We start from the raw sequence: 25331 nt of genomic DNA, 5'->3' as shown, positions 1-25331 counted from the left end.
GATGACCGACTCTCGGCACCGCGAGGCGGCTCGCTCCGCACCTGACGAGGGTGCGCGGCGGGCCGTCGCCGCCGTGTGGCGCATCGAGTCGGCGAAGATCGTCGCGACGCTCACGCGCGTGGTCGGTGACTTCGGCCTCGCCGAGGACCTCGCGCAGGAGGCGCTGCTGGATGCTCTGCAGCAGTGGCCGGTCGACGGCGTGCCACGCAACGGGGCGGCATGGCTCACGGCAGTGGCGAAGCGCAAGGCGATCGACGGCTGGCGCCGTCGTGAACGGCTGGACGATCGCATGGCCGTGCTCGCCCACGACCTCGAGCGTGAGCAGGCAGAGGCGGCGGACGCGCCCCCTTGGGATCCGGATGCTGTCGACGATGACGTGTTGCGGCTGATCTTCATCTCGTGCCACCCGGTGCTCTCGCGCGAAGCTCAGGTGGCGCTGACTCTGCGCGTCGTGGGCGGGCTGTCGAGTGAGGAGATCGCCCGGGCCTTCCTCGTGCCGACGGCGACCGTGCAGCAGCGCATCGTGCGGGCCAAGAAGACCCTCGCCGCGGCGAACGTCCCCTTCGAGATGCCTCCTCGCGAAGAGCACACGGCACGGCTGGGGGCGATCCTGGGCGTGCTGTATCTGATCTTCAACGAGGGGCACGCAGCCAGCAGCGGGCCCGACTGGATGCGCCCTGAGCTGAGTCTCGAAGCGATCCGGCTCGCACGCGTGCTGGCGGCTCTGATGCCGCGCGAGCGTGACGCGCACAGCCTCATCGCTCTCATGGAGCTGACCGCCGCACGGTTCCCCGCCCGAGTCGATGCGCACGGCGACCCCGTGCTGCTCGCCGATCAGGACCGTCGTCGCTGGGATCGCGGCCGCATCGCTCGCGGGCGTGCGGCCTTGGGCGCTGCGGATGCCATCGGCACAGGTCGTGGACCCTACGGTCTGCAGGCCGCCATCGCCGAATGCCATGCGGTGGCCGCATCGATCGACGAGACCGACTGGGATCGCATCGTCGTGCTCTATGAGGCGCTCGGCCGCATCGCGCCGTCGCCCGTGGTCGAGCTCAATCGTGCGGCGGCCGTCGCGATGGCGACGGGACCGGCATCCGCCCTGCAGATCATCGACCGGCTCGCATCCTCGGGCGCCCTCGCCGGGTACCACCTTCTTCCCGCGACGCGAGCGGAGCTGCTGCTGCGGCTCGGGCGTGACGACGAGGCTCGCAGCGAGTTCGCCGTGGCGGCGTCGCTCGCGGGCAACGATCGAGAGCGGGCTGTGCTGCGGGCCAAGGCCGACGAGCGCTGAGCACGGCCCACACACAGAGAACCGCCCTCTTCGCCAGCGACGCTGGAGAGGAGGGCGGTTCCGGTACTGCGGTGTGTCAGCTGCGGGCCTTGCTGCCGCGACCGACGATCAGACCGTAGATCAGCAGCACGATGATCGAGCCGCCGATGGCGAGGAGCCAGGTGCCGAGGTCCCAGAACTCCGTGAGAGGACGGTTCAGGATCAGGCTGCCGAGCCATCCGCCGAGGAATGCCCCGACGACGCCGAGCAGCAGGGTGATGAGCCATCCGCCGCCCTGCTTGCCGGGAAGGATCAGCTTCGCGATTGCTCCGGCGATGAGGCCGAGAAGAAGGAATCCGAGAAAGCTCATGTTCAGCTCCTTTGTTTCGTGAGCCCCGGGGTGCCAGGGCTCGTGTGATCCATGGTGCCCTCTCAGCTGATTATCAGCCAACCCCTTGCGCTGAGGCCACCAGGTATGCGATGAGGCCCGCCTCCCCGAAGGGAGACGGGCCTCAGCGAAGCGACTCGCGTCAGTTGTTGCCGCGGATGATCGCGATCATGCGCAGGATCTCGACGTAGAGCCAGACGACCGTGACCATGATGCCGAAGGCGCCGAGCCAGCCGTACTTGCGGGGAGCGCCGTTGCGCACGCCCTGCTGGATCTGGTCGAAGTCGAGCACCAGCGAGTACGCGGCCATGATGACGACCAGGACGCCGATGATCAGTCCGAGCGGGATGCCCATGATTTCAGCGCTGTAGAGGCCGAAGGCCTGATCCTGGGGCAGGACGCCGGTCCACATCAGCACGAGGTTGAGGAGCGAGAAGACGAGGTAGCCGACCATGGCGACCATGAAGATCTTGGTGGCCTTCTTCGAGGCGCGGATCTTGCCGCTCGCGAAGAGCGCCAGCGTCACGCCGACGACCGAGACGGTGGCGAGCGTCGCCTGGATCACGATGCCGGGCCAGATGACCTCGAAGAACGCCGAGATGCCACCGATGAAGAGTCCCTCGAAAGCCGCGTACGCGAAGATCAGCGCGGGACGGACCTTCTTGCGCGAGGTGAAGGAGATCACCATGGCGAGCACGAAGCCACCGAGTGCGCCGACGATCCAGGGCAGCATGTTCGGCTGGAACTGGTCATACGGGTTCTGCTCGGGGGCCGCGACCCCGCCGAGCGTCACGAACCAGCCGACGGCTGCGGTGACGAGCAGGATGGCGAAGAGTCCGGCGGTCTTCCAGACGGTGTCCTCGACGGACATGCGGTCGGTCTCGATCGCGCCGGCCGGGGGAGCGGCGTACATGCCCTCCAGCTGCGCGTTCGCGGCGGCGTCCATCGTGCCGTGCTGGAACGACGCGGCCTGCGCACCCTGAGCGCCCTGCGGCGCACCCGGGTAGGTCGCGACGTTACGCGGGTCCTGCTGCTGGAACGCCGGGTTGTTGAAGGCGAAGTTGCTCATGTGGGCCTCACTCCAAAGTGGGTTGTAGGTCGCTTTCCTCCACGATACCCGGAATGCGGGGTCATCAGGGTGTCCTACGCTGAGAGCGTGCCCAGGAAATCGCCTCTCGTGATCGGGCATCGCGGTGCGCCCGGCTACCGTCCCGAACACAGCCGCTCGTCGTACGAGCTCGCCCTCGCGATGGGGGTGGATGCGGTCGAACCCGACGTCGTCGCCACGAAGGACGGCGTGCTCATCGTGCGGCACGAGAACGAGATCTCGGGCACCACCGACGTCGCGCAGCATCCCGAGTTCGCCGACCGCAAGACGACCAAGCGCGTCGATGGCCAGGCGCTGACCGGCTGGTTCACCGAGGACTTCACCTGGGACGAGCTCGCGACGCTGCGCAGCCGGGAACGGCTACCAGAGGTGCGGCTGTCGAGCGCGAGCTTCGACGGCTCGCAGGCCATCCTGCGGCTCACCGACGTGCTCGACATCGTGCGCGACGGGTCGATCGAACACGGGCGCGAGATCGGCGTCGTGCTCGAGGTCAAGCACGCCACCTACTTCGCGAGCATCGGTCTCGATCTCGCGCCACTGATCGAGCGCGACCTTCGTGCCGCCGGGTGGGCCGACGGCGAGCTTCCGCTCATCATCGAGTGCTTCGAGTCGACGATCCTCGGCGAGCTCAAGGCGCGGGGGATCGCCGCCTCCTACATCTACCTGATCGAGGCCTCGGGACGCCCCTACGACCTTCTGGTCGCGCAGGGCAAGCAGGCGCTGACCTACAAGGCCACGGTCACCCCTCAGGGCCTCGACGCACTGGTAGGTCAGGTCGACGGCATCAGCGTGAACAAGCGGATGCTGCTGACGCCGGGCAACTCGATCGTCGCCGACGCGCATGCCCGGGGACTCACGGTCTTCACGTGGACGTGCCGACCCGAGAATGCGTTCCTCTCGGCGGAGTTCCGCGGCGCGGGTGGCAAGAGCGCCTACGGCGACTACGAGGCGGAGTGGGGAGCGATCGCCCGCACCGGCGTCGACGGGGTGTTCGTCGACCACCCCGATCTCGGCGTCAGCTTCTTCCGCGGCTGAGGCCTCGCTCAGAGAGTGCGGTCGAACGCGCCCTTGCGCGACACGATCTCCTTGCCGAGCGGCATCAGCGAGACGGGCACCATCTTGAAGTCGGCGATGCCCATCGGGATGCCGATGATCGTGACGCAGAGCAGGAGGCCCGAGACGATGTGGCCGATCGCCAGCCACCAGCCCGCGAGGATCACCCAGAGCACGTTGCCGAGGAACGAGCCCACTCCGGAGGTCGGCTTGCTGACGATCTCGCGTCCGAACGGCCAGATCGCGTAGCGGGCGATGCGGAACGAGGCGATGGCCCAGGGGATCGTCACGATCGGGATGCACAGCAGGATGCCCGCCAGCATGTAGCCGAGGAAGAGACCGAGGCCGGCGAAGATCAGCCAGATGATGTTGAGGATCGTGCGCACGCCTGATTCTCGCACCGCAGCCTGAGCATCCGCCCTCTCCCGGCCGCGTCTCGGGTCGATGGTGAACCGCCACCGGTCGTTCACCAGCCGTGCACCTGCGGGTCGTCGGGCGGCCATGCGGCATCGCTGATGTGGAGTCATACCCGTCTGATTCCCCCAGGAGCCCCATGTCCCGCCTGAAATCCGCGGCTGCGGTCACGACGGTCTGCGCGCTCAGCGCAGCCGCTCTGCTCGCCGTGCCCCTCGCCGCCACCGGAGCCGAACTCGGCATCCGGATCAACGAAGTCGAATCCAGCGGGGGCGTTCCCGGAGACTGGATCGAGTTCGTCAACACCTCCGACGCCGTCGTCGATCTGAGCGGCTTCGTCGTCAGGGACAACGGCGATGACGAGTCGTATGTGTTCCCAGAAGGATCGCTCGTCGAGCCCGGCGCCCACCTCGTGCTCGATGAGGCCGGCGCCGGCGTCGACGGCTTCACCTTCGGTCTCGGAAAGGACGACCAGGTTCGTCTGTTCGACCCGAGCGCGATCCTCGTCGACGAGACCGCCTGGACGGCTCACGCCGCTGTGACGTGGGGTGCCCGCGAGGTCGCAGGCACGGTCGAGTGGGCGGAGACCACCGAGTCCACGAAGGGCACGGCCAACGTGTTCACGTCGGACACCCCTCTCGGCGGTTCGATCATCATCAACGAGGTCGATTCGCAGCCGGCGGACTGGGTCGAGTTCTACAACTCCGGAGACGCGGCACTCGACATCTCGGGCTACGAGATCCGCGACAACTCCGACGATCACCGCTGGCAGTTCCTGCCTGGGACACAGATCGCCGCCGGCGGATTCCTCGTGGTCGAGGAGGGCACGATCGGCCTCGTCGACGGCGCCGAGACCGCATTCCGCGATCCGATCGGGATCGGCAGCGCCGACCGCATCCGGTTGTTCGACGCCGGTGGCACGCAGATCGACGACACTCTGCCGTGGGAGGGCCACGCCGAGATCGATGGCGACTCCGCCGCCGCGACTCTCGCACGCTGCCCTGACGGCGAGGGCGCCTTCGTGCTGGCCCACCCGACCATGGGCGCCGCGAACTCGTGCGTGATGCCCGACGTGGTCATCAACGAGATCGAGTCCAACGGCGACGCGACAGACTGGGTCGAGGTGGTGAACTCCGGCAGCACGGCGGTCGACCTCTCCGGCTGGACGCTCATGGACGGCGATCCGGTCGGCCACGCCGCTGAGACGACTCCGCTGCCTGCGGGAACCGTCCTCGAACCGGGTGCATATTTCGTCTTCGATCAGCCGACGGACTTCGTCTTCGGCCTGGGCAACGGCGACACGGTCACGGTGCGCGACGCGAACCTCAACTTCGTCGATGAGCACGTCTACGACGCGCATGCGGCCGGCGTCCTCGCCCGCTGCGCAGACGGCAGCGGGGACTTCGTCGACATCGCGGTCTCGACCAAGGGGCAGTCCAACGCGTGCGGCAACGCGGTGCGGATCAACGAGGTCGAGTCCGACGGCGGCTCGCCGGGCGACTGGGTCGAGCTCGTCAACCCGACGGCATCCGTCCTCGACGTCTCCGGCATCATCGTGAAAGACGATGACGACACGCACTCGTACGCGATCCCGTCCGGTACCACGATCGATGCGGGCGGATCTCTCGTCATCGAGGGCGCCGACCTCGGCTTCGGTCTGGGCGGCGGTGACACCGTGCGCCTGTTCGACGACGGTCTGCTCGTCGATTCGACCACGTGGGGCGAAGGGCACGCCGCCACCACCTGGGGGCGGTGCCCCGACGTGACCGGAGCATTCGCCATCACCGCGGAGAGCACCAAGGGCGCGGCCAACATCTGCGCCGGAGAGATCGAGGTCGCGCCGTGGCCCGGCTCCGCCGAGGTCCGGGTGCTCGACACCGCTCCGACCTTCCTCGAGGACAGCTCGGGGCTCGACGTGCAGGAGACCGCCGACGGATCGTTCCTCTGGGCTGTCGACAACGGCGATGGGCGCATCTGGAAGCTCGAGGCCCACGCCGACGGCTCCTTCTCGCAGATCCCCGGCTGGGAATCAGGCAAGCGCGTGCGGTTCCAGAAGGATGCCGCGGACCCGGGTGCCGCCGGCCCCGACACCGAGGGCATCACCGTCGACGGCGACGGGGCGGTCTACGTCGCCTCCGAGCGCGACAACAGCGCCAAGGGCGTGAACCGGAACACCATCCTGAAGGTCGACCCCGAGGCGTCCGCCGGTGATCTCGTCGCCGAGCAGGAGTGGGATCTGACCGCGCTGCTGCCGGACGTGGGAGCCAACCTCGGCATGGAAGCGGTGCAGTGGGTGCCTGACAGCGCGCTCGAGGGCGCGCTGTTCGACCTCAACAGCGGCACGGCATACGACGCCGCCGACTATGCCGGTCACGGCGGCGGTCTCTTCTTCGTGGCTGTCGAGGACAACGGTCACGTGTACGCCTTCGCGCTCGACGCCGACGGCCAGGCGACCCTGGTCTCGGAGATCGCACCGGGCCTGACCGGGGTCATGGCTCTCGACTACGACAGCGTGCTCGACGTGCTGTGGGCGGTCTGCGATGACGGCTGCCAGGGCCAGTCGGCGCAGATCACCCTGAACGGAACGGCTCAGCCGGGCCTCGCTCACTTCGCCCGCCCCGCCGGAATGCCGGACATCAACAACGAGGGATTCGCGACGGCTCCGGCGTCGCTGTCGGTCGACGGTGAGCGCCCGGTCTGGTGGTTCGCCGACGGCTTCGCATCGGAGGCGCTGCGCGTCGGCACCCTCCCCGGCGTGAGCGCAGAGAACCCTGGAGAGAACCCCGGAGAGATCCCGGGCGGGACCCCAGGAGAGAACCCGGGCGGGAACCCGGGTGCGAACCCGGGTGGCGAAAACGGGGTCCCCGGCTCGAGCGGGCTCGCCGCGACCGGGGCCGAGGTTCCCGTCGCGATGATCGCCCTGGCTCTGATGCTCGTCATCGTCGGCGCGCTGATCGCCCGCCGACGTCGTCACTCGGCCTGATACGACGCATCGTCACGACGACGGGCTGGTGCACGATGACTCGTGCACCAGCCCGTCTTCTCGTGCGCTGTCGCCTATGCGAGCGTTCAGAGCCCCAACACGGCACGCGCGCCGTCTGAGTCCGCCTGGCGGTACTCGTCGGCGAGACGCGCGGCACGTTCGGCCGCGAGACGCAGGGTGCCGGCGTGCAGTCGCCACTGCGCGTCGAGCGCGGACGAGCGCCGAGTGAACGCATTCTGCGCCTCGCCGTCCCAGCGGCTCTGCAGGTCTCGCGCCGAACCCGACAGGGAGTCGAGGGTCTCGACGATCGACGCGGCCGACGCCGCTGTGCTCGCGGCGGCCTCGGCGAGGAGATCCGGATCGACCTTGAGATCCATGGCCGGTCAGCTCTCCAGCCCGGGCGACGGGTAGCCGCGTCGCGCATCGGACTTCAGGCTCGTCGCGATGTCGGAGTCCTCGCCGAACAGCTCGGCACTTCGCTCGGCCAGTGCCGACATCGCCTTGTGCTGGGCCATCGCGATGGTCTCGAGCGTCACCTGCGCGAGGGCGGGCAGCGTGAGCGCTTCGGCCGCGGGACCGAACTCGAGCCCGGCGAGCTTGCCGCCGACCTTCGAACGCACGGTGACCTCTCCGCGAGGGCTGCGGGCCGACTCGACGAGCGTGTCGACGTCGGCCGCGAGGGCCTGCGCGCGCGCCTGGTTCTGCTGCGCCTGCCGATTGATGTCATCGAGCTGCTTGCGGGCGGCGGCGAATCCCTCATCGATGCCGAACGTGCTGTCGTCCATGTGGTCCTCTTTCATTCCTGCACTGTCACGCCGGTCGGAACCTCGGGCACGTCTCCGGGCCACGATCCGAGCCGCTCGCGGTTCTGCGCGCCCTGATCCTTGTCTTCCATGAGGTCGATGGCGGCCGTGCTGTACGGGCTCGGTGACGACGTGGAGTCGCGCGCCCAGCCTGCCTGCGCGGCGGCGGCGGCCACGTCGAAGCCCCCGCTCGACGATGTGCGCACCCTGACGTCGATGCGCGCGTTCGGCATATAGCCCTCGCGCACGGACCAGACCGATGCCACGACGAAGTCGACCAGCGCGGCCCCGTCGGCGATCGCGAAGCCCGGCTCGACTTCGAGTCCGACCGCGTACCCGGTGTTGCCCTTCACGTTCGGCTTGTCGCCGCCGGCGATGTCGGAGACGACGATGCCGGGGATCGACTCGAGAGATTCGCGCATCTCGGCCAGGGTCTGACCGCCCGATACGGCATCGTGAGGCACGTCGTTCTGCGCACCGCCGCTGCCGCCGAACGCGCAACCGGTGAGCGCGAGCACGCTCATGGCGACCGCGGAGAGGGCGAACCAGCGCTTAGCGGCCATATCTCATCATGTCCTCGAGTCGGTACTGCATGTCGGCCCAGATGCTGACATCCGAGATGCCGGCGTAGGCCGGATTGGTGTTGCCGGGGAATCCCATTCCCGTCAGGATCGTCTCGTCGTACGCACCGGTGACCTCGAAGACGCCGTGGCCGTCGACGTTGCGCAGTCGGAACGCGACCTCGCCCGGATACTCCGGATGCCCGGGCTGGGCGGCGATCACGAAGCCGTCGTCCGTGACCTGCTGCACGACGATGTCACCTGCGGTGACCCCGGGGATGCCCATCCCGAACAGCGACGTCTTGATCGTCTGCCCCTCGCCGGTGAGCTGCATGTTGAGCTGCGAGTTGTCGCCCTCGCGAGAGGGGAGGAACACATGGCCGAACTCCTGCTGGAGCATCTGGTTCAGCTGCTCGGTGGTCATGTCGGTGGTGCCGAGATCGAACTGGTGCGAGTAGCCGAGGTCATAGTCGCCGCGGATCTCGTGATCAGAGCCGGGATACGGAGTCGGGCCGGGGTTGTACGTGTCGCCCAGGCTTCCCGGCGGGATCGCACCGGGCAGGCCGCCCAGCGGGCCGAGGAGCGTGCCAGGGGGGAACTGCGCGAGCAGCTCGCCGAGCAGGTCTTCCAGTCGCTGGTGGAAGGGGATGATCGCGCGGTAGAGATCCGTGGCGAGACGCAGCATCTCGCGCAAAGCCTGCAGAGCGCGGTCGATGTTCGACGTGACCTCGGAGACGACCTGCGCGCAGTTGTCGGCGAACTCCTGAATCACCTGCGCCTTCTTGTCGAGCTCCCAGGGCCAGCTGCCGAACAGGAAGTCCTTGATGCTGCCGCCGACAGTCGACAGCAGCTCGAAGCCGGCGCACACGAGCGAGCGCATGATCTCCACCGCGCGCACGCACAGCTGGAGGGCCTGGCTCATGACCTTCGACCAGTCGGCGATCGAGTGCGTCGCCGCAGTGAGCACGCGCAGCGAACCCTCGACGACGAGAGCCGTGATGCCCTGCACATGACCGCTGATCTGGGTGAGAGCCTGCTGATAGAGCGCGGAGGTCGATTGCACGTCACCCGCGTACGTCTCCCATGCGTGGGACGCCTGGTAGAGGCCGGCAGGGTCGCCGGTGACCTGCTCGAGCAGCTGCTCCAGCGGGCGGACGAACTGCATGATCTCGGACGCGAAGCCGCTGAGCCCGCCGCCGCAGTCGTGGCCGGCACCGCCGCCGGCCGGAAGCTGACTGCTCCAGCTGCCGGAGGCCAGAGAGGCGGCGGCCGCGTCGGCCTCGGGGAGTACGGCGGTGCTCACCTCAACCCTCCGACGCGATGCGATCGAGGTCGGCGCGGCCGGTGTCGTCGACGGTGCGGAACCCCTCGACGGCCTTCTGCACGCCGTCGGCGGTGCGCTGCGAGACGGTGCCGACGAAGCCCGCGGCACCTTCGACGACACTGCCGATCGAGTTCAGCACAGGCGGGATGAACGCTCCGATCGGGCCGAATGCCATGCCAGGCACCGCGGAGGAGATGCTGTTCCGCGACGCCGCGAGTTGCGACGCCGCCTCTGTCAGGGCAGCGCGCACGGCGTCGTAGGCCTCGCTGCTGACTTCGATCTGCGCCATCTGTTCGAGCTCCCCCGTGAAGTGCGTGCCGGACCGCCGGATCGGCGAGCAGACGGAGTCCACGATATGTCGGCGTCATGCGGATGCCAAGCTCCCACCGCGGCGGGTGGATCCTTCCCGCCGGCAGTGTCGGTGGCGCGGCCTAGACTCGTAGAGCCATGACCGAAGCCCCCCTCATCGTCCCCGGATCCGTCGGCCCCCGCTCCACCGGAGCGCAGGGGCAGGACGACCTCCTCGCCGGCCTCAACCCGCAGCAGCTCGAGGCGGTGACCTATCGCGGCCCCGCGCTGCTGATCGTGGCTGGCGCAGGTTCCGGCAAGACCAGCGTGCTCACCCGCCGCATCGCCTCGCTGCTGAGGGCGCGAGAGGCCTGGCCCAGCCAGATCCTCGCGATCACCTTCACCAACAAGGCAGCCGGTGAGATGCGCGAGCGCGTCGAGGCGATCGTCGGCGAGGCCGCTCGGGGCATGTGGATCTCGACGTTCCACTCCGCCTGTGTGCGGATCCTCCGGCGCGAGGCCCAGCAGTTCGGGTTCACCAAGTCGTTCACGATCTACGACTCGGGCGACTCGCGCGCGCTGATCAAGCGTCTGGTCAAGCAGCACGAGGCCGACGCCTACGGGCTCACCCCCGGTGCCGTGCAGTCGCGCATCTCGAAGCTCAAGAACGAGCTGTCGGACGCCGACGCGTACGCGCGTCAGGCGAACATGAGCGACCCTGCCGAGCGGATCTTCGTCGAGCTGTTCGCCGATTACCAGCGTCAGCTGCAGAAGGCGAACGCGTTCGACTTCGATGATCTGATCGGGCAGACGGTGCACCTGTTCCGTGCGTTCCCGCAGGTCGCCGACACCTACCGCCGTCGCTTCCGTCACGTCCTCGTCGACGAGTATCAGGACACGAACCACGCCCAGTACGCGCTCATCCACGAGCTCACGCGGCCGGTGACCGGCGAGAGCCCAGACCCGTATGCCTCCAACGGCATGATGATCTTCGAGCCCGAGACCACTCCCGAGCTCGAGGGCGCCTCGCTCACCGTGGTGGGTGACTCCGACCAGTCGATCTACGCGTTCCGCGGCGCCGACATCCGCAACATCAGCGAGTTCGAGCGCGACTTCCCCGGCGCGCGCGTCGTGCTGCTCGAGCAGAACTACCGGTCGACCCAGAACATCCTCTCCGCGGCGAACGCCGTGATCGGCAACAACTTCGACCGCAAAGACAAGAAGCTCTGGAGCGACAAGGGCGACGGCGACATGATCGTCGGCTTCACCGGGTATTCGCAGCACGATGAGGCGCAGTTCGTGGCCGACGAGGTCGAGGCGCTGCACCGCGCCGGGATGCCGTACTCCGAGATGGCTGTCTTCTATCGCACCAACTCGCAGTCGCGCGCACTGGAAGAGATCTTCATCCGCTCGGCCGTGCCCTACAAGATCATGGGCGGCACGAAGTTCTACGAGCGTGCCGAGATCAAAGACGCTCTCGCGTATCTGGTCGCCGTCGCCAACCCCGCCGACGAGATGGCGGTGCGACGCATCCTCAACAAGCCCCGCCGCGGCATCGGCGATGTCACCGAGACGGCGATCGCCCGCTTCGCCGAAGAGCACGACATCACGTTCCGCCAGGCGCTGTCCGTGCCCGATCAGCTGGGGTTCGGCCCGAAGATCCAGGCCGGCATCGCACAGCTCGACGCCGTGCTGGCCGAAGCGACCGAGATCATGCTCCCCGCCTCCGGCGAGGTGCCCGCACCCACCACCGTCGCAGACGGGCTCAGCGTGCTGCTGTCGAAGAGCGGTTACCTCGATGCGCTGCGCGCGAGCCGTGACCCTCAGGACGAGGCGCGCGTCGAGAACCTCGACGAGTTCGTCGCCGTCGCCCGCGACTTCGCACGCAACAATCCCGATGGGACGATCGTCGATTTCCTCACGGAGGTCGCCCTCGTCTCGGACGCAGACGATCTCGACGACGAGTCGGGTTCGGTGTCCCTGATGACGATGCACACCGCGAAGGGACTCGAGTACGACGCGGTGTTCGTGACCGGCGTCGAAGAGGATCTCATCCCGCACCGCATCTCGGCCGGAGAGCCGGGCGGCCCGCAGGAGGAACGTCGGCTCTTCTACGTCGGCATCACCCGCGCACGCAAGCGTCTGCACCTGTCGCTCGCGATGACCAGGGCCCAGTTCGGAGAGGTCTCGGTCGCCATGCCCAGCCGTTTCCTGCAGGAGATCCCCGCTGGGCTCATCGACTGGCGCCAGTCGCCGGGCGACGTCAACTCTCGCGGTGGCATGCAGTCCCGTGCGCTCAACGCGCGCCGAGGCGGCGGATTCGGCGGCTCCGGTTCGGGCGACCGATTCGGCGTGAAGCAGCTGCCAGGGCGTGACTCGCTCAAGCCCCTGTCGACAGCGATGGACAAGTTCCCCAACCGGGTGACGGCGAAGATGCGCGACAACGGCGACCTCGAGCTCGCCGCCGGTGATCGCATCCGCCACTCGGATTTCGGCGAGGGAAGAGTCGATGCGGTGACGGGCGAGGGGGCCAAGCGCATCGCGCACGTGCGTTTCGATTCCGCCGGCCAGAAGAAGCTGTTGATCAAGGTCGCGCCGATCGAGAAGATCTAGCCCGGTGGCGGGTTAGGCTGGCTGATATGGCCCTGTTCTCCCGCCGCAAGAAGTCCGCTGACGACGCCGTCGCCGACCAGACCGAGACTGAGATCGAGACCGAGGAGTCTGCCGTCGACGCTCCGGAGGCAGAGGCAGCCTCCGAAGCCGCCGAGGTCACTCCCACGATCGGGATCTCCGTGCAGGCGTTCCGCGGTGTGGGCGCGCAGGCCGGACCCGAGGTCGAGCTGCCCGACCCAGACGCGGCTCCCGCGGCATCCGCACCGACCGCCGCACAGGCTCCCGCAGCACCGGCCGCGGCACCTGCGCCCGTGGTCGAGCCCGAGCGCAAGCTGCCCCTGGCACCTGCGCTGCCGCCCGAGCAGACCGAGACCGTCGCGGGCATGAAGGACAACGTCCTGCTGCGCGAATCGCTCAAAGAGGTCGAGCGGGGCGCGACCAACGAGCAGCTTCTCGGTGTTCTCCGCCAGGCGCTGCAGGGCCACATGTACATCCGGGTGAACGGCGATGCTCGTGCGCAGATCAGTGAGGGCAAGCCCCTCGCTGTCGCGGTGGTGCGCGATGGCGAGCGTCAGTTCATGCTGGCGTTCAGCTCGGCGGCCGCTGTGCGCGACTCCGTGCAGCTCGAGAAGGACCCGACGGCGACCTCGGCCGTCGCCCAACCCGTCACCTCGGTTCTGCAGCAGGTGGTCTCCGGTGATTTCGCCGGCCTCATCGTCGATAACGCCTCCGCTCCGCACCGAGTGGTGTTCCCGACCGAACTGCTGCAGAAGGCCCTCGAGCAGGCGGATGTCGACATGACCGTCAAGTCGCTCATCGCCGCCCCGCGCGAGCAGGACACCGCATCGAAGGTCGGTGAGGCGCTTGCGACGAAGCGCATGTGGGTCGCCGTCAACGAGGGCAACCCCGGCGGACAGGTCGGCATCGCCGAGGCGCAGACTCCTGACGGCAAGCGGTTCCTGCAGCTGTTCTCACACCCGCTCGAGGTTCTCGCGCTCGGTCGCGGCGACCGACCGCTGCCGTTCGAGCCCCTGCAGCTGGCGAAGATCCTGTCGAGCCACATCGACATGGCCGGTGTCATCATCGACCCGGCCGGACCGAGCATCGTGGTCGAGCGCGATGCGCTCACCTCTGTGCTGATCCTGGCGATCGACATCGACGACTGACGGGCTTCCGCGCGCCGCACCCGCCCCCTAGGGTCGGAGCATGGCCTCAGAACGCGTGCCCCTGACCGTCATCGATCCTGATGGGGAGCGCGAGGTCGTGCTCTCCAGCCCGAACAGGGTGGTGTGGCCGAAGGACGGCATCACGAAGGCCGAGCTCGCGGAGTACTTCCAGCTCGTCAGCGCTCCGTTCCTCGAGGCGAACGGCAACCGTCCCGTCTCGCTCGAGCGCTTCCGTGACGGGCTCGGCAGCGACGGTTTCTTCTCGAAGAACCCGCCCAAGGGCACGCCCGACTATGTCGACGCCGTCACGGTGACCTACAACAGCGGGCGACGGCATCCGCAGATCGTGCTCAACCGACCCAGCGCGATCGTCTGGGCGGCGCAGATGAACACGATCGTGTTCCACCCGTGGGCGTCGCTCGCCTCCGACCCCGACAACCCGGTCGAGCTGCGCATCGACCTCGATCCACAACCGGGAACCGGGTTCGCCGATGCCATTCCCGCCGCACACGCGCTGCGAGAGGTGCTCGGCGAGGTCGGTCTCGACGCGTTCGTGAAGACCAGTGGCAACCGCGGGCTGCACGTGTTCGCCCCGATCGAGCCCACTCACGAGTTCCTCGACGTGCGGCACGCCGTGATCGCGGCCGGCCGAGAGCTGGAGCGACGGATGCCCGAGCACGTCACGATGAGCTGGTGGAAGGAGGAACGAGGGGAGCGGGTCTTCATCGACTTCAACCAGGCCAACCGCGACCGCACGATGGCCGGTGCCTACAGCCCTCGAGCTCTCCCCGGCGCCACTGTCTCGACTCCGGTGCACTGGGACGAACTCGACGACCTCGACCCCGCCGGGTTCACGGTGCGCAGCATTCCGAAACGACTCGATGAGATCGGCGATCCCTGGGCGGGCAAGCAAGACGAGCCCGGTCGCATCGACACACTGTTGGAGTGGTGGCAGCGTGACCTCGAGGCGGGTCTGGGTGAGCTGTCGTTCCCGCCCGAGTTCCCGAAGATGCCGGGCGAGCCGCCGCGTGTGCAGCCGAGCAAGAAGGTCGAGGGCAACTGGGACGCGAACGGCGACCCGATCGACGCGTGAGCCTCAGCCGATGACGGCGGCCAGGTCGTATCCGGCCACCGTGTCGAGCTGGTCGTAGGTGCACGAGCGGGCATCCCGGTCGGGCCGCCAGCGCTCGAACTGCACAGTGTGCCGGAACCGCGAGCCCTCGAGCTGGTCGTAGCGGACCTCGAGCACGATCTCGGGTCGCAGACGCACGAACGACACGTCCTTCGATCCGCTGAAGCGCGAGCGCTCTCCCTCTCCCGTGACCGCAGCGCCGGCATCGTCGCGCTCCACCAGCGGGGCGAGCTCCTCGACGAGTTCTCTCCGACGCACATCGCTCCATGCCGCGACGCCGCCGACCTGCCGCAGCGTGCCATCGGCATCGTAGAGGCCGACGAGCAGCGACCCGACCCCCGATCCCGATTTGTGCACGCGGTATCCGAGTGCGACCACGTCGGCCGTGCGGGCGTGCTTGATCTTGACGAGGGTGCGCTTGCCCGGCGCGTACGGCTGATCGAGCGGCTTGGCGACCACCCCGTCGAGGCCCGCGCCCTCGAACTCGGCGAGCCAGCGCACTGCCGCGTCACGATCGCGGGTGGTGCGCGTGATGTGCAGGGGATGCTCGACCTCGGCCATCAGCGTCTCGAGGCGCTCGCGCCGCTCGGCGAACGGAGTGCTCAACAGGTCTTCGTCGGCGACGGCCAGCAGGTCGAACGCGATGAACATCGCCGGTGTCTCTGCCGCCAGCCTGGTGACTCGTGAGGATGCGGGGTGGATGCGCTGGCTCAGCGCCTCCCAGTCGAGCCGCTGCGCCCCCGCCGGCCCCGTGGCGACGACGATCTCCCCGTCGAGCAGGCACGGGCCGGGCAGCAGCCGGGGGATCGCTTCGACGAGCTCGGGAAAGTACCTGGTCAGCGGCTTCGCCCCGCGGGAGCCGATCTCGACGCTGTCGCCATCCCAGGCGATCAGCCCACGGAATCCGTCCCACTTGGGCTCGAACAGCAGCCCGCCGGTGGACTTCGCGGGGTCAGGGACGGATGCTGCCGCCTTCGCCAGCATCGGGGAGGGGATCTCGTAGCGCATGGGTCCATCCTGGCGGCGGCGGCGCCGCGGCAGAAGGGCGACTTCGGGGCTGTCAGCCGAACAGGTCGTCGAGCGAGACGCGGGTGCCCGCATCCTTCAGCGCCGTCCGGGCGGCGTGCCATCCGGCCATGCCGTTGACTCCGGGCCCCGGCGGGGTCGACGCCGAAGCGAGATACACGCCGTGCATCGGCGTGCGCCAGGGCGCGGTGCCGAGCACGGGTCTGCGAAGCGCCTGCGGAATGGTGAAGGCGCCGCCCAGGATGTCGCCGCCGATCTCCGACGGGTTGATCGCCTCGCGCGACGACGCGGGCACGGAGTGGTGGGCGAGGATGAGGTCGCGGAATCCGGGCGCGAACCGTTCGACCTGACGGGTGATGAGCTCGGTGGCGTCGAGGTCGGAGCCCTGCGGCACATGGATGTACGCCCACAGCACCGCCTTGCCCTCGGGAGCTCGGCTCGGATCGAAGACCGATGGCTGCACGGACAGCACGTAGGGGCGATCGCTGATGCGGCCGCGGGCGACGGCGTTCTCGCTCTCCCAGATCTCGGCCGCCGATCCGCCGATGTGCACGGTGGGCGACTGCCCGACCTCGGCGTTGGTCCACGGGATGGGGCCATCGAGAGCGAAGTCGACCTTCGCGGCAGCCGGCCCGTAGCGATAGCCGCGGATCGCCCGCGCGTACGACGCGGGGATGTCGGGGTGGGAGAGAGTGAGCCGGGGCGAGGTGTTCAGCATCAGCAGATCACCGCGGGCGGGGTCGCCCCAGTCGAGCGATGCCAGGTCGGTGATGTGGCGGCCCGATTCGACGGATCCGCCATGGGCCTCGATGTCGGCGACCATGCTGTCGGCGATGTTCTGCGCACCGCCGCGCGGGTACATCCACCCTCCGGCGTGCGCCTGGGCGGCCAGCAGCAGCCCCGCGGCGGCGCCGGCGAGGGAGGGGAGGGGAGTGTTCGCGTGCGCCAGGACGCCCGCGATCAGGCCCGCTGCCTCCTCGGTGCGGAAGGTACGGCGGGCCAGAGGTGTGCCCTGATCGAGCATCCGCAGCGCGAACCGCAGCGCTGTGATCGGCTCGCGAGGAATCCGGAGCATCTGATTTCCGGTGAAGTCGACGACACCCTCGACATGGGTGCTGAGCGGGCGCAGAAGCGACAGCCAGGCGCGCTCGTCGGCGCCGAGCCCCGCTGCGGTGCGCTCGATGTCGCGCCAGGCGATGCCGGCTCTCCCTTCGTCGAGGGGGTGCGCGTAGGAGATCGCGGGCAGAATCCAGTCGACCCGCTCGGCGAGGCCGAACGCCTGGAAGAACGGCGACGAGAGTGCGGCCGGATGCACCGCGGCGCAGACATCATGGCGGAAGCCGGAGAGGGTCGATTCGGCGGTGCGGACTCCGCCGCCGATGGTGTCCGCCGCCTCGAGGACGCGTACCTCGTAGCCCGCTCGGGCGAGGGTCACGGCCGCCGCCAGGCCGTTCGGTCCGGAGCCGATGATCGTCGCTCGTGCCATTCGGCCAGTCTTCCATGCCCGGGCGTGAGATCCTTGAGGAAATGAATGAAGTTCAGGGCCCGACCCCCACAGGCAACTCCCGTCCGTACCGAACCCTCGCGGAGGCGCTCCGAGCGCACCGCATCGCCGAAGAGAACCACGAGTTCATCGCGGCGATCACGGATGCCGTCGGCATCTCGTCCTACATCGACCGAGGCCGCTACATCGAGGCGATCCGCCGCGGCGAGGGCGCCTCGCTGCACATCGGCAAGACCTACACCAACGGCTTCGCCGAAGACGAGGTCGTCGTCGTCGGCTCCACGCCCCTGCGTCTGCGGCCGAGCGAAGGCCGTGCTCCGTACTTCTTCGTGACGCACCCGAGCGAGTTCCGTCCCATCGCTCCGGTCAAGGCGAAGCGCAGCACGACTCCTCGAGTCGCGGCGGCGCCGAAGTCCGAGCGTGCGACGAAGACGAGCGAGCGCGACTACGGCGTGTGCGACGTCTGCTTCATGGTGAAGACGCCGGCCGGCGGTTGCGGCTGCGACTGACGCCCGCGATCACGGTGCCTCGAAGGGCACGCCGGTGAGCTTCTGCGACACGTCCCAGATCCTCCGGGCCGACTCATCGTCCCGCAGACGCGAATAGAGCTTCTGAGGTGCGGGCGGGCCGCCGAGGTGACCGATCCCCGACGGCCCGTAGAACCCTCCGCCGACGGCATCCGCTGAGGTCGCCGCGTAGACCGCAGGAAGTCCCGCGGACTCGGCCGTGCCGACGATCAGGCCTCGGCGCGAGAGCGCGTCGATGATGCGGCGCCCTGACGTCTGCGTCGCGCGGCCGAGATCCGGCTGCGCGGCCAGCAGGTTCGTCGGTGCGACCCCCGGATGCGAGAGCATGCTGGCGATGCCCCATCCCTCGGCCTCGCTGCGTCGCTGGAGCTCGAGCGCGAACATCCCGAACGCGATCTTGGACTGGCTGTACGCGCGCATCCCGTTGTACGAGCGCTCCCACTGCAGATCGTCCCAGTTGATGCCTCCGCTGTCGGCCGCGATGCTGATCTGCGACACGACCCTGGCCTCGCCGGCCATGAGCAGGGGGAGCAGGCGTCCGACGAGTGCGAAATGCCCCAGATGGTTGGCGCCGAACTGCAGCTCGAAGTCGTCCGCCGTGGTTCTGCGGTCGGGCGGCGTCATCACTCCGGCGTTGTTGATGAGGATGCTGATCGGCTCTCCCTCGTCTTGCAGCGTCGCGGTGAGTGCGGCGACCGAGTCGAGCGACGAGAGATCGAGATCCGGCAGCGAGATGCGTGCGTGCGGAGCGGTCTCACGGATGCGAGCGATCGCCGCCTCGCCTTTGGTCCGATTGCGGACGGGCATGACGACCTCCGCGCCCGCGGCGGCGAGACGGGTGGCGATGCCCATCCCGATTCCGTCGCTTGCCCCGGTGATCACTGCGCGCGCACCGTGCAACGGCGGGATGGTCTGTTCTGCGTTCTTGCGTGGCATGTTCTCTCTTCTTCCTGTCGGCTCCGATGCTCTCCCGTGTCTGCCGCGCGAACCAGGGATCGTCGATCCGTGGATCGCACGGGAGTCGGCTGGTAGAACAGAGACGACGGCGGGAGAAGCGCATGGCGGTGGACCGACGGGGGCTCGCGGAGTTCTTGAGAACGAGGCGCGAGGCGCTGCAACCCGAGGATGTCGGGCTCGCCCGCGGAGAGCGGCGACGCACCGACGGCCTGCGAAGGGAGGAAGCGGCGTCGCTGTGCCACATGTCGACCGACTACTACGCGCGGCTCGAACAGGAACGCGGGCCCCAGCCCTCCGACCAGATGGTGGCGGCGATCGCCCAGGGACTGCACCTCTCACTGGCAGAGCGAGACCATCTCTTCGCCCTCGCCGGTCACACGCCACCGGCGCGGGGTGCCGAGAGCGACCATGTGAGTCCGGGAATGCTGCGGATCTTCGATCGACTGCATGACACTCCCGCCGAGGTGGTCACCGAACTCGGCGAGACTCTGCGTCAGAGCCCGTTGGGCAGTGCGCTGGTGGGGGATCTCGTCGGTCTCCGTGGCCCTTCGCGCAGCATCGGATATCGATGGTTCACGGACCCCTCCGCCCGGCTGATCTACGACCCGGAGGACCATCCGTTCCTCTCCCGGCTGTGGGTGTCGGGGCTGCGTGAGATCGCCGCTCGTCGCGGCCCTGGGTCTCGAGCGGCGCGTTATGTCGAGCTCCTGACGGACCGGAGCGAGGAGTTCCGACGCATCTGGAAGAAGCACGAGGTGGGTCTTCGCCCCGGCGCGACCAAGCGCTTCATGCATCCCGAGCTCGGGCGTCTCGAGCTCACGTGTCAGACGCTCATCGACCCGGAGCAGTCGCACTCCCTGCTCGTCTACACCGCGGCGCCGGGCAGCGAGAGCCACGAGAAGCTGCGGCTTCTCTCGGTGATCGGTGGTCAGAGATTCGTCGGCGATCCCGCGCCGACCACCTCAGGCGGCAAGACCGACGGCTGACCCCCGACAGGCGCCGACCGCCTGGTCAGGCGAAGGCGCTCATCCCGGTGATGTCGCGCCCGAGCAGCAGGGCCTGCACGCTCTCGGTGCCCTCGTAGGTGTGGATCGCCTCGATGTCGGCCATGTGCTGCATCACGCCGTTCTCGAGCAGGATGCCGTTGCCGCCGAGCAGGTCGCGGGCGATGGATGCCACGCGCCGTGCTGCGCGCGTGTTGTGGAACTTGGCCAGTGACGCCTGCGTGGGGCGGAGCTCGCCTGCGGTCTCGAGGTCGGCCAGGCGGCGGCAGTAGAGCTGCATCGCGGTGAGGTCCTCGAGCATGTGCGTGAGTCGCTCCTGCACCATCTGGAACTTCGCCAGCGGCTTGCCGAACTGGATGCGCTGCGTCGAGTAGGCGAGCGCGGCCTCATAGCAGGCGGTCGCGTGACCGAGGGCCGACCAGGCGACGCCCGAGCGGGTCGCGTAGAGCACGATCGAGGCATCCTTGAAGCTCTTCGTCCCCGGCAGCACGGAGTCCAGCGGCACCCGCACATCGTCGAGCACGATGTGCGCCTGGTGGATGGCTCGCAGCGATGCCTTGCCGCGGATCGGCGTCCCGGTGTATCCGGGGGTGTCCTGTTCGACGAGGAAGCACCGCACGGCGCCGTGCTCGGCCGCGGTCTCGTCATCGACACGGGCCCACACGAACGTGATGCCGCCCGAGGCGCCGTTGCCGATCCACTTCTTCGTTCCGCGGATGACCCATTCGTCGCCATCGCGGCGTGCGACGGTCTCGAGCGAGACGGAGTCCGATCCGTGGTCGGGCTCGGTGAGGGCGAAGGAGCCGAAGACTGAGCTGTCGGCGAGCGCCGTCAGCCACTTCTCCTGCTGCTCGGGTGAACCGAAGAGCGCGAGAGTGCGCAGTGCGAGCCCGCCCTGCACGGCGAGGACGGTGCCGAGTGACCCATCGCCGCGGGAGATCTCCATGTTCACGAGCCCCGCCGCGAGAGGGGAGAGGTGAGTGAGCGACGGATGCTCGATGCCGTCGACGACCAGGTCCATCTCGCCCATGCGGCGGGCGGTGTCAAGCGGGTACTCGGCGCGGTCCCAGGCATCCGCCATCTGCGGTCCGACCTCGTCGATGTACGCCTTCGCGCGATCCCAAGCAGAGCGGTCGGCGTCGGGGATGTCGGCGAAGACGGCGTAGTAGTCGCTGTCCTGTCGCCCGGTGATGTCGTACGACGAGACGCGCTCGCCGGGCAGGGGGGAGGCTGCGGTGCTCATGGTGACTCCTTCGTGACACCAAGTATCGTACTCCTCGATACTCGGTTCCACGACTCCGTTCGGATGGAGTCAGACTCGGTCAGTCGAGCTGCGTGCGCAGGCGCCGGGTGACTTCGGCGATCGGCATCGAACGGGGGAACACCGCGACGACGACGTCGTCCGGCGCCTCGGCGGCCGCCTCGGAGGGCACGCCGTAACGGCGGCGCACGTCGGCGAGCGCCGTCTGCAGCGTCGAGAGCGGCACCTTCTTCTTGCCGCGCAGCAGCTGCCGAAGCACATGGTTGTGCACCGCGGTGACGAGGGCCGAGAATCCGACGGCATTCAGAGGATCGATGCCCGGAAGGGAGCTGCGCAGGTAGTCGTCGAACAGGCGCTCGTAGCGGAACACCGTGATGATCTCGCGCTCGCGGAGCACCGGCACCTGGCGGACGATCTGATAGCGGCGACGCGCGAGTTCCGGGTCGTGCGCGAAGTGGGCGAAGACCGATTCGGATGCCGCGCACACAGCGCCCCACGGGTCTTCATGTCCCTCGGCGAGGAACGTCCGCAGCTGCTCGAGCAGAACCTCGTGGTCTGCGAAGACGACATCCTCCTTGCCGCCGAACTGCCGGAAGAACGTCGAACGCGAGACGCCTGCGGCCTTCGCGATCTGCTCGACGGAGGTCTGGTCGAAGCCCTGTGATGCGAAGAGCTCGAGTGCAGCGGCCACGACGCCGGTGCGCAGTTCTGCGGATTCGTGCATGGGAAGAGCCTAGACCTCGGCTTCGAGCAGTGCAGACGCTGTGTCTGCGATGAGAGCGTGTGCGTCCGGGGGATGCATGATGACGGTGCTGCAGCAGGAGCTGCGGTGGTCGCTTCGACCTGGGAAACGCGCCAAGTGCACTGTCGACGCCGTCGACTAACATGGGTCGCCGGAGGGTGGGGCGCGCTGGCGTCCCCCATGGAGGGGAAGAACATGGCAGCGCAGATCGGTGCTGACTTCGAGCAGATGCTCGAGAACATCCACACGCTCGTCAAGAGCATCGAAGGCGCGGGAGTGGGCACGCGGTCCATCGAGATGGACGGTCTGCGGACGAATACGACCGCCAGCTACCTGGATGCCGCATCAGCCTATGCCGGTGAGATCGAGCGCATGATCGGGGGCCTCGCGTCGAACACGGCCGCGTTCCGCGATGCGATCGCGGCGGTCATGGACGAGAAGGAGCAGTCGGAGCAGAACCTGTCTGCAGCGCTCTCACGGGTCACGGCGATCGTGGACGACCCGACGCTCACCTCATCCGCTCAGTTGACGCAGGCTGCGTCCGCTGCGTCGTCTGACCCCGCGGCAGTCCCAGACGCCACCACGAAGGAAGACGATTCCGAGTCGGGCGGATATTGATGCGCGTGCGCAGCTGCGCCGCAGGGCTTCTCATTCTCGTGGTGACCGCTCTGAGCGCGGTCGGGGCCGATGGCGTCGCATCCTCGGCGGCGGCCGCAGCCGAGGACTCCTCGGCGACCGGACCCCTCTGGTATCTCGATGCCATGAAGATCCCCGCGATCCACGACGCCGGGATCACCGGCGAGGGCGTGACGATCGCGGTCATCGACGGGGCGATCAACCCGGCCGTGACGTCGCTGGACGATGCCGACATCGACATCAGGCAACTCGAGGACTGCCCCGACCCCGCCGGCGTGGAGCCCACGGACTTCGCGGCGCTGCAGCACGGCACGTCCGCCACCTCCTTGATCGTGGGGAACTCGACGTCGGACAGTGGGCCAGGGCCCGGCGGCATCGCGCCGCAGGCGAAGATCCTCTACTACGGGCTGCTCCAAGAGGGATGCGACGCCCGCTACCCCGAGGCGCTCGATGACGCCGTCGCCCAGGGCGCGGACATCGTCACGATGTCGGGCGGATTCCTCCAGGTCACCGAGGAGCTCTCGCAGGACACCGTCGACAGTGTCGCCGCGGCGCTGCAGGCCGGAGTGCTCGTCGTCGCCGCGCTTCCGAACTGGGACACCCTCGGCACCCAGCAGCTGACCTTCATCAACGGCGTGATCAACGTCGCCGCCGTGGATTCGTCGGCGCAGCCGCTGACCCGACTCGATGGTTCCGAGATGACGAACGACGATGTCGACGTGGTCGCGCCGGGCGAGGACGTCGCCGGCCTGGGCCACGACGGAACCTGGGGCATGTCAGCATGGTCGGGCAACTCTGCGGCGACACCGATCGTCGCGGGCCTGCTGGGGCTCGCGAAGCAGAAGTGGCCGGACGCGACGGCCGCGCAGCTGACCCAGTCGTTGATCCGGAACACCGGTTCACAGCCGCACGAGCTGCAGTGGTCGAGCCGACTCGGACACGGGGTGGTGAACGCCACGCGCGTCATCGCGGAGGACCCGGCGCAGTACGCCGACGAGAACCCGCTGTTCAAGGACGGGCAGAAGCCGTCGATCGACGAGGTGTACGCCGAGCCGGCGCCCACCGCGGACTCGACCTCGGAGAACGGGTCTGCACCCGCATTCCTGCCGTGGGGGATCGCCGGGGGAGTGGCCGTGGTCGCGGTGGTCGTGATGATCGTGGTGCTCGCATCGCGCAAGAAGACTGAAGGACGCAACGATGTATAACCCGAATGTGTGCACACCGACGATGTTCGAGGACGAGCTTCGCGCTCTGACCGCGATGACGTCCTTCGCGGACCCTCAACTGGATGCGCGCCTCGAGGCCGTGGGACAGCTCCGACGGGCCATCGCTGCCGTCCGCGAGGTCCCCGGGTGGAGCGGAGATTCCGCCACCGGCGCCGAGAACGCGCTGAGCGCGATGGAGAAGAACGCGAGCACCATCGAAGACAATCTGCGGGGAATGAGGTCCGCGTTGATCGCTGCGACGGACACGGCTGCGAGAGAGGCGAGTGGCGCCCTGGGGCGACTCCCCTCCGCCTCGGCGGAGGGGTTACTGGCCGACGCCGGTCGCAATCTGGCCGATCTGACCGACGGGTTGGGGGTGTTCGACACCGGCGAAGCCGTCGCGCGTGAAGAAGCGCGGCTCGCGGCAGAGCGCGAGACGGCCGCGATGAACGAGTTGAAGAAGATCAGGTCGACCCTGGTCACCGAGGCTCGGGGCGCATTCGAACCGGAGAGCAGCCTTCAGGTCCCCATCGGCGAGATACCGCCGCCCGTGATCGACGTCGATGACATCGATGCCCGCGTCCCACCCGTGGGGAGCAATGCGCCCTCAGGCGGCCCCGGTACGTCGCCGGGAGGGAGTGGCATCGGTACCTGGACCCCACCGTCCACCGGTGGCTGGGTGCCCGATGGCTCGGGGAGCGGCAACGGCCGCGATGGCGGCTCAGGTGGCGGCAATGGCGGCTCAGGCGGTGGCAACGGCGGCTCAGTGGGCGACAACGGCTGGGGCAACGGCGGCAACGGCGGCACAGGCGGATCCGGAAGCGGCGGCGCAGGTGATCCCAGCGTCGACTCACCGATCGGCGGCACCCTGCCCGGATACCCCGGCGGCTCAAGCGGCGGTGGCGGGGGTCTGCTCAGCGGTGGATCCGGCGGTTCGGGCACGCTCGGCGCAGCGGTCGTGGGTGGTGCAGGAGCCGCGGCGCTGATGGGCGCACGCTCGGCGTCTCTCAGCGGCACGAGCGGCGCGAGTCTGTTCGGCGGCGGTGGAAGCGGTGCAGGTGCAGGTGCGGCGACTGCCGGACGTGGACTGCTCGGCATGAGCGGCGCGACCGGCCCCGGAGGCTTCGGGGTGGCAGGGTCAGCTTCCGGGTCGGCGTCCGGCGCTGCCGGTGGATCGGCCGCCGGCGCGGGTGGCCGTTCGATGGCCCCCGGCATGATGGGTGGAGCATCCGGCGACGACGATAAGCGGCGCGAACGCTCGGGTCTCGGCGGACCGATCGCCCCCAAGCTCGAAGACGACGAGGAGACAGGACCCCGCTCGCGTTCCGCGCAGGCGGGCAGTCGCGACACGCTTCGCTGAACCCGAT

24 protein-coding genes are annotated in these 25331 nt (G+C 68.5%); 11 read left to right on the top strand and 13 right to left on the bottom strand.

Annotated elements, in window-relative coordinates:
* Position 1 precedes the first annotated feature (1 nt).
* The gene (locus ACLKOY_RS06855) at positions 2-1291 is read left to right on the top strand and encodes an RNA polymerase sigma factor (RefSeq protein WP_436452978.1); all 1290 of its coding nucleotides are present in this window, start codon (positions 2-4) and stop codon (positions 1289-1291) included.
* 76 nt (positions 1292-1367) lie between these two features.
* On the opposite strand, the gene ACLKOY_RS06850 is transcribed toward ACLKOY_RS06855, so the two are convergent.
* Together ACLKOY_RS06850 and ACLKOY_RS06845 are read right to left on the bottom strand one after the other, a co-directional pair.
* The gene (locus ACLKOY_RS06850) at positions 1368-1640 is read right to left on the bottom strand and encodes a GlsB/YeaQ/YmgE family stress response membrane protein (protein ID WP_140036394.1); all 273 of its coding nucleotides are present in this window, start codon (positions 1638-1640) and stop codon (positions 1368-1370) included.
* Positions 1641-1800: 160 nt separating this feature from the next.
* Positions 1801-2727 (bottom strand): Bax inhibitor-1/YccA family protein, encoded by a 927-nt coding sequence (locus ACLKOY_RS06845; protein ID WP_436452977.1) that lies wholly within the window; start codon positions 2725-2727, stop codon positions 1801-1803.
* 87 nt (positions 2728-2814) lie between these two features.
* Here ACLKOY_RS06845 and ACLKOY_RS06840 point away from each other — a divergent pair, with 87 nt between their 5' ends.
* Positions 2815-3801 (top strand): glycerophosphodiester phosphodiesterase family protein, encoded by a 987-nt coding sequence (locus ACLKOY_RS06840; protein ID WP_436452976.1) that lies wholly within the window; start codon positions 2815-2817, stop codon positions 3799-3801.
* 8 nt (positions 3802-3809) lie between these two features.
* Here the strand turns inward: ACLKOY_RS06840 and ACLKOY_RS06835 are convergent, their stop codons facing one another.
* Positions 3810-4205: a YccF domain-containing protein gene (locus ACLKOY_RS06835; protein WP_363571762.1), complete on the bottom strand. Its 396-nt coding sequence runs from the start codon at positions 4203-4205 to the stop codon at positions 3810-3812.
* A gap of 167 nt (positions 4206-4372) precedes the next feature.
* Between ACLKOY_RS06835 and ACLKOY_RS06830 the strand changes: the two genes are divergently transcribed.
* Complete coding sequence (locus ACLKOY_RS06830) at positions 4373-7216, top strand: lamin tail domain-containing protein (RefSeq protein WP_436452975.1); 2844 nt, start codon at positions 4373-4375, stop codon at positions 7214-7216.
* 86 nt (positions 7217-7302) lie between these two features.
* Here ACLKOY_RS06830 and ACLKOY_RS06825 read toward each other — a convergent pair whose 3' ends face one another.
* Genes ACLKOY_RS06825 through ACLKOY_RS06805 form a run of 5 tightly spaced genes read right to left on the bottom strand, consistent with a single transcriptional unit; the run spans position 7303 to position 10192 of the window.
* A complete protein-coding gene (locus ACLKOY_RS06825; RefSeq protein WP_140036399.1) occupies positions 7303-7593 on the bottom strand; it encodes a WXG100 family type VII secretion target in 291 nt (96 codons plus the stop codon).
* Between the two features lie 6 nt (positions 7594-7599).
* Entirely contained in the window at positions 7600-8001 is a 402-nt protein-coding gene (locus ACLKOY_RS06820; protein WP_436452974.1) for a YbaB/EbfC family nucleoid-associated protein, read from the bottom strand.
* An 11-nt stretch (positions 8002-8012) separates the two neighbouring features.
* Positions 8013-8582, bottom strand: a complete 570-nt coding sequence (locus ACLKOY_RS06815; protein WP_436452973.1) for a hypothetical protein — start codon at positions 8580-8582, stop codon at positions 8013-8015.
* The gene (locus ACLKOY_RS06810) at positions 8572-9882 is read right to left on the bottom strand and encodes a hypothetical protein (RefSeq protein WP_436452972.1); all 1311 of its coding nucleotides are present in this window, start codon (positions 9880-9882) and stop codon (positions 8572-8574) included. The genes ACLKOY_RS06815 and ACLKOY_RS06810 overlap by 11 nt, the downstream gene beginning before the upstream one ends.
* A 1-nt stretch (position 9883) precedes the next feature.
* Positions 9884-10192 (bottom strand): hypothetical protein, encoded by a 309-nt coding sequence (locus tag ACLKOY_RS06805; RefSeq protein WP_436452971.1) that lies wholly within the window; start codon positions 10190-10192, stop codon positions 9884-9886.
* A gap of 158 nt (positions 10193-10350) precedes the next feature.
* On the opposite strand from ACLKOY_RS06805, the gene ACLKOY_RS06800 reads away from it, so the two are divergent.
* The 3 genes from ACLKOY_RS06800 to ligD are packed head-to-tail and all read left to right on the top strand — an operon-like array spanning position 10351 to position 15063.
* Positions 10351-12804: an ATP-dependent helicase gene (locus tag ACLKOY_RS06800; protein ID WP_436452970.1), complete on the top strand. Its 2454-nt coding sequence runs from the start codon at positions 10351-10353 to the stop codon at positions 12802-12804.
* A 26-nt stretch (positions 12805-12830) separates the two neighbouring features.
* Positions 12831-13970, top strand: coding sequence for an SseB family protein (locus ACLKOY_RS06795; protein ID WP_436452969.1), 1140 nt, complete (start codon positions 12831-12833; stop codon positions 13968-13970).
* 40 nt (positions 13971-14010) lie between these two features.
* Positions 14011-15063, top strand: coding sequence for a non-homologous end-joining DNA ligase (gene ligD, locus ACLKOY_RS06790; RefSeq protein ID WP_436452968.1), 1053 nt, complete (start codon positions 14011-14013; stop codon positions 15061-15063).
* Positions 15064-15066: 3 nt separating this feature from the next.
* Here the strand turns inward: ligD and ACLKOY_RS06785 are convergent, their stop codons facing one another.
* On the bottom strand, positions 15067-16110 hold the full coding sequence (locus tag ACLKOY_RS06785) for an ATP-dependent DNA ligase (protein ID WP_436452967.1): 1044 nt from the start codon (positions 16108-16110) through the stop codon (positions 15067-15069).
* 52 nt (positions 16111-16162) lie between these two features.
* On the bottom strand, positions 16163-17614 hold the full coding sequence (locus tag ACLKOY_RS06780) for a phytoene desaturase family protein (protein WP_436452966.1): 1452 nt from the start codon (positions 17612-17614) through the stop codon (positions 16163-16165).
* 41 nt (positions 17615-17655) lie between these two features.
* On the opposite strand from ACLKOY_RS06780, the gene ACLKOY_RS06775 reads away from it, so the two are divergent.
* Positions 17656-18141, top strand: coding sequence for a hypothetical protein (locus ACLKOY_RS06775; protein ID WP_042539260.1), 486 nt, complete (start codon positions 17656-17658; stop codon positions 18139-18141).
* Positions 18142-18150: 9 nt separating this feature from the next.
* Here the strand turns inward: ACLKOY_RS06775 and ACLKOY_RS06770 are convergent, their stop codons facing one another.
* Complete coding sequence (locus ACLKOY_RS06770; protein WP_436452965.1) at positions 18151-19095, bottom strand: SDR family oxidoreductase; 945 nt, start codon at positions 19093-19095, stop codon at positions 18151-18153.
* Between the two features lie 122 nt (positions 19096-19217).
* Between ACLKOY_RS06770 and ACLKOY_RS06765 the strand changes: the two genes are divergently transcribed.
* Positions 19218-20102, top strand: coding sequence for a helix-turn-helix transcriptional regulator (locus ACLKOY_RS06765; protein WP_436452964.1), 885 nt, complete (start codon positions 19218-19220; stop codon positions 20100-20102).
* A 25-nt stretch (positions 20103-20127) separates the two neighbouring features.
* Here the strand turns inward: ACLKOY_RS06765 and ACLKOY_RS06760 are convergent, their stop codons facing one another.
* Together ACLKOY_RS06760 and ACLKOY_RS06755 are read right to left on the bottom strand one after the other, a co-directional pair.
* Positions 20128-21363, bottom strand: a complete 1236-nt coding sequence (locus tag ACLKOY_RS06760; RefSeq protein ID WP_436452963.1) for an acyl-CoA dehydrogenase family protein — start codon at positions 21361-21363, stop codon at positions 20128-20130.
* 79 nt (positions 21364-21442) lie between these two features.
* Complete coding sequence (locus tag ACLKOY_RS06755; RefSeq protein WP_436452962.1) at positions 21443-22105, bottom strand: TetR/AcrR family transcriptional regulator; 663 nt, start codon at positions 22103-22105, stop codon at positions 21443-21445.
* Positions 22106-22318: 213 nt separating this feature from the next.
* On the opposite strand from ACLKOY_RS06755, the gene ACLKOY_RS06750 reads away from it, so the two are divergent.
* The 3 genes from ACLKOY_RS06750 to ACLKOY_RS06740 are packed head-to-tail and all read left to right on the top strand — an operon-like array spanning position 22319 to position 25324.
* Positions 22319-22741 carry a hypothetical protein gene (locus tag ACLKOY_RS06750; RefSeq protein ID WP_436452961.1) on the top strand — a complete coding sequence of 141 codons (423 nt, stop codon included), beginning with the start codon at positions 22319-22321 and terminating at the stop codon, positions 22739-22741.
* Positions 22742-22782: 41 nt separating this feature from the next.
* Positions 22783-23964 (top strand): S8 family peptidase, encoded by a 1182-nt coding sequence (locus ACLKOY_RS06745; protein ID WP_436452960.1) that lies wholly within the window; start codon positions 22783-22785, stop codon positions 23962-23964.
* On the top strand, positions 23957-25324 hold the full coding sequence (locus ACLKOY_RS06740) for a hypothetical protein (RefSeq protein ID WP_436452959.1): 1368 nt from the start codon (positions 23957-23959) through the stop codon (positions 25322-25324). Before ACLKOY_RS06745 ends, ACLKOY_RS06740 begins: the two co-directional genes overlap by 8 nt.
* Positions 25325-25331: the final 7 nt, after the last annotated feature.

The sequence above is a fragment of the Microbacterium sp. K2 genome (genome assembly GCF_051365005.1).
Lineage (GTDB): Bacteria > Actinomycetota > Actinomycetes > Actinomycetales > Microbacteriaceae > Microbacterium > Microbacterium foliorum_B.
The sequence above is the reverse complement of the archived record's forward strand: the minus strand, read 5'-3'. Positions and strand labels throughout refer to the sequence as shown.

Bases quoted from the DNA above. Each gene is read 5' to 3' on its own strand.
- ACLKOY_RS06855 (WP_436452978.1), top strand. From the start codon at position 2: ATGACCGACTCTCGGCACCGCGAGGCGGCTCGCTCCGCACCTGACGAG.
- ACLKOY_RS06850 (WP_140036394.1), bottom strand. From the start codon at position 1,640: ATGAGCTTTCTCGGATTCCTTCTTCTCGGCCTCATCGCCGGAGCAATC.
- ACLKOY_RS06845 (WP_436452977.1), bottom strand. From the start codon at position 2,727: ATGAGCAACTTCGCCTTCAACAACCCGGCGTTCCAGCAGCAGGACCCG.
- ACLKOY_RS06830 (WP_436452975.1), top strand. From the start codon at position 4,373: ATGTCCCGCCTGAAATCCGCGGCTGCGGTCACGACGGTCTGCGCGCTC.
- ACLKOY_RS06825 (WP_140036399.1), bottom strand. From the start codon at position 7,593: ATGGATCTCAAGGTCGATCCGGATCTCCTCGCCGAGGCCGCCGCGAGC.
- ACLKOY_RS06820 (WP_436452974.1), bottom strand. From the start codon at position 8,001: ATGGACGACAGCACGTTCGGCATCGATGAGGGATTCGCCGCCGCCCGC.
- ACLKOY_RS06815 (WP_436452973.1), bottom strand. From the start codon at position 8,582: ATGGCCGCTAAGCGCTGGTTCGCCCTCTCCGCGGTCGCCATGAGCGTG.
- ACLKOY_RS06805 (WP_436452971.1), bottom strand. From the start codon at position 10,192: ATGGCGCAGATCGAAGTCAGCAGCGAGGCCTACGACGCCGTGCGCGCT.
- ACLKOY_RS06800 (WP_436452970.1), top strand. From the start codon at position 10,351: ATGACCGAAGCCCCCCTCATCGTCCCCGGATCCGTCGGCCCCCGCTCC.
- ACLKOY_RS06795 (WP_436452969.1), top strand. From the start codon at position 12,831: ATGGCCCTGTTCTCCCGCCGCAAGAAGTCCGCTGACGACGCCGTCGCC.
- ligD (WP_436452968.1), top strand. From the start codon at position 14,011: ATGGCCTCAGAACGCGTGCCCCTGACCGTCATCGATCCTGATGGGGAG.
- ACLKOY_RS06785 (WP_436452967.1), bottom strand. From the start codon at position 16,110: ATGCGCTACGAGATCCCCTCCCCGATGCTGGCGAAGGCGGCAGCATCC.
- ACLKOY_RS06780 (WP_436452966.1), bottom strand. From the start codon at position 17,614: ATGGCACGAGCGACGATCATCGGCTCCGGACCGAACGGCCTGGCGGCG.
- ACLKOY_RS06775 (WP_042539260.1), top strand. From the start codon at position 17,656: ATGAATGAAGTTCAGGGCCCGACCCCCACAGGCAACTCCCGTCCGTAC.
- ACLKOY_RS06770 (WP_436452965.1), bottom strand. From the start codon at position 19,095: ATGCCACGCAAGAACGCAGAACAGACCATCCCGCCGTTGCACGGTGCG.
- ACLKOY_RS06765 (WP_436452964.1), top strand. From the start codon at position 19,218: ATGGCGGTGGACCGACGGGGGCTCGCGGAGTTCTTGAGAACGAGGCGC.
- ACLKOY_RS06760 (WP_436452963.1), bottom strand. From the start codon at position 21,363: ATGAGCACCGCAGCCTCCCCCCTGCCCGGCGAGCGCGTCTCGTCGTAC.
- ACLKOY_RS06755 (WP_436452962.1), bottom strand. From the start codon at position 22,105: ATGCACGAATCCGCAGAACTGCGCACCGGCGTCGTGGCCGCTGCACTC.
- ACLKOY_RS06750 (WP_436452961.1), top strand. From the start codon at position 22,319: ATGGCAGCGCAGATCGGTGCTGACTTCGAGCAGATGCTCGAGAACATC.
- ACLKOY_RS06740 (WP_436452959.1), top strand. From the start codon at position 23,957: ATGTATAACCCGAATGTGTGCACACCGACGATGTTCGAGGACGAGCTT.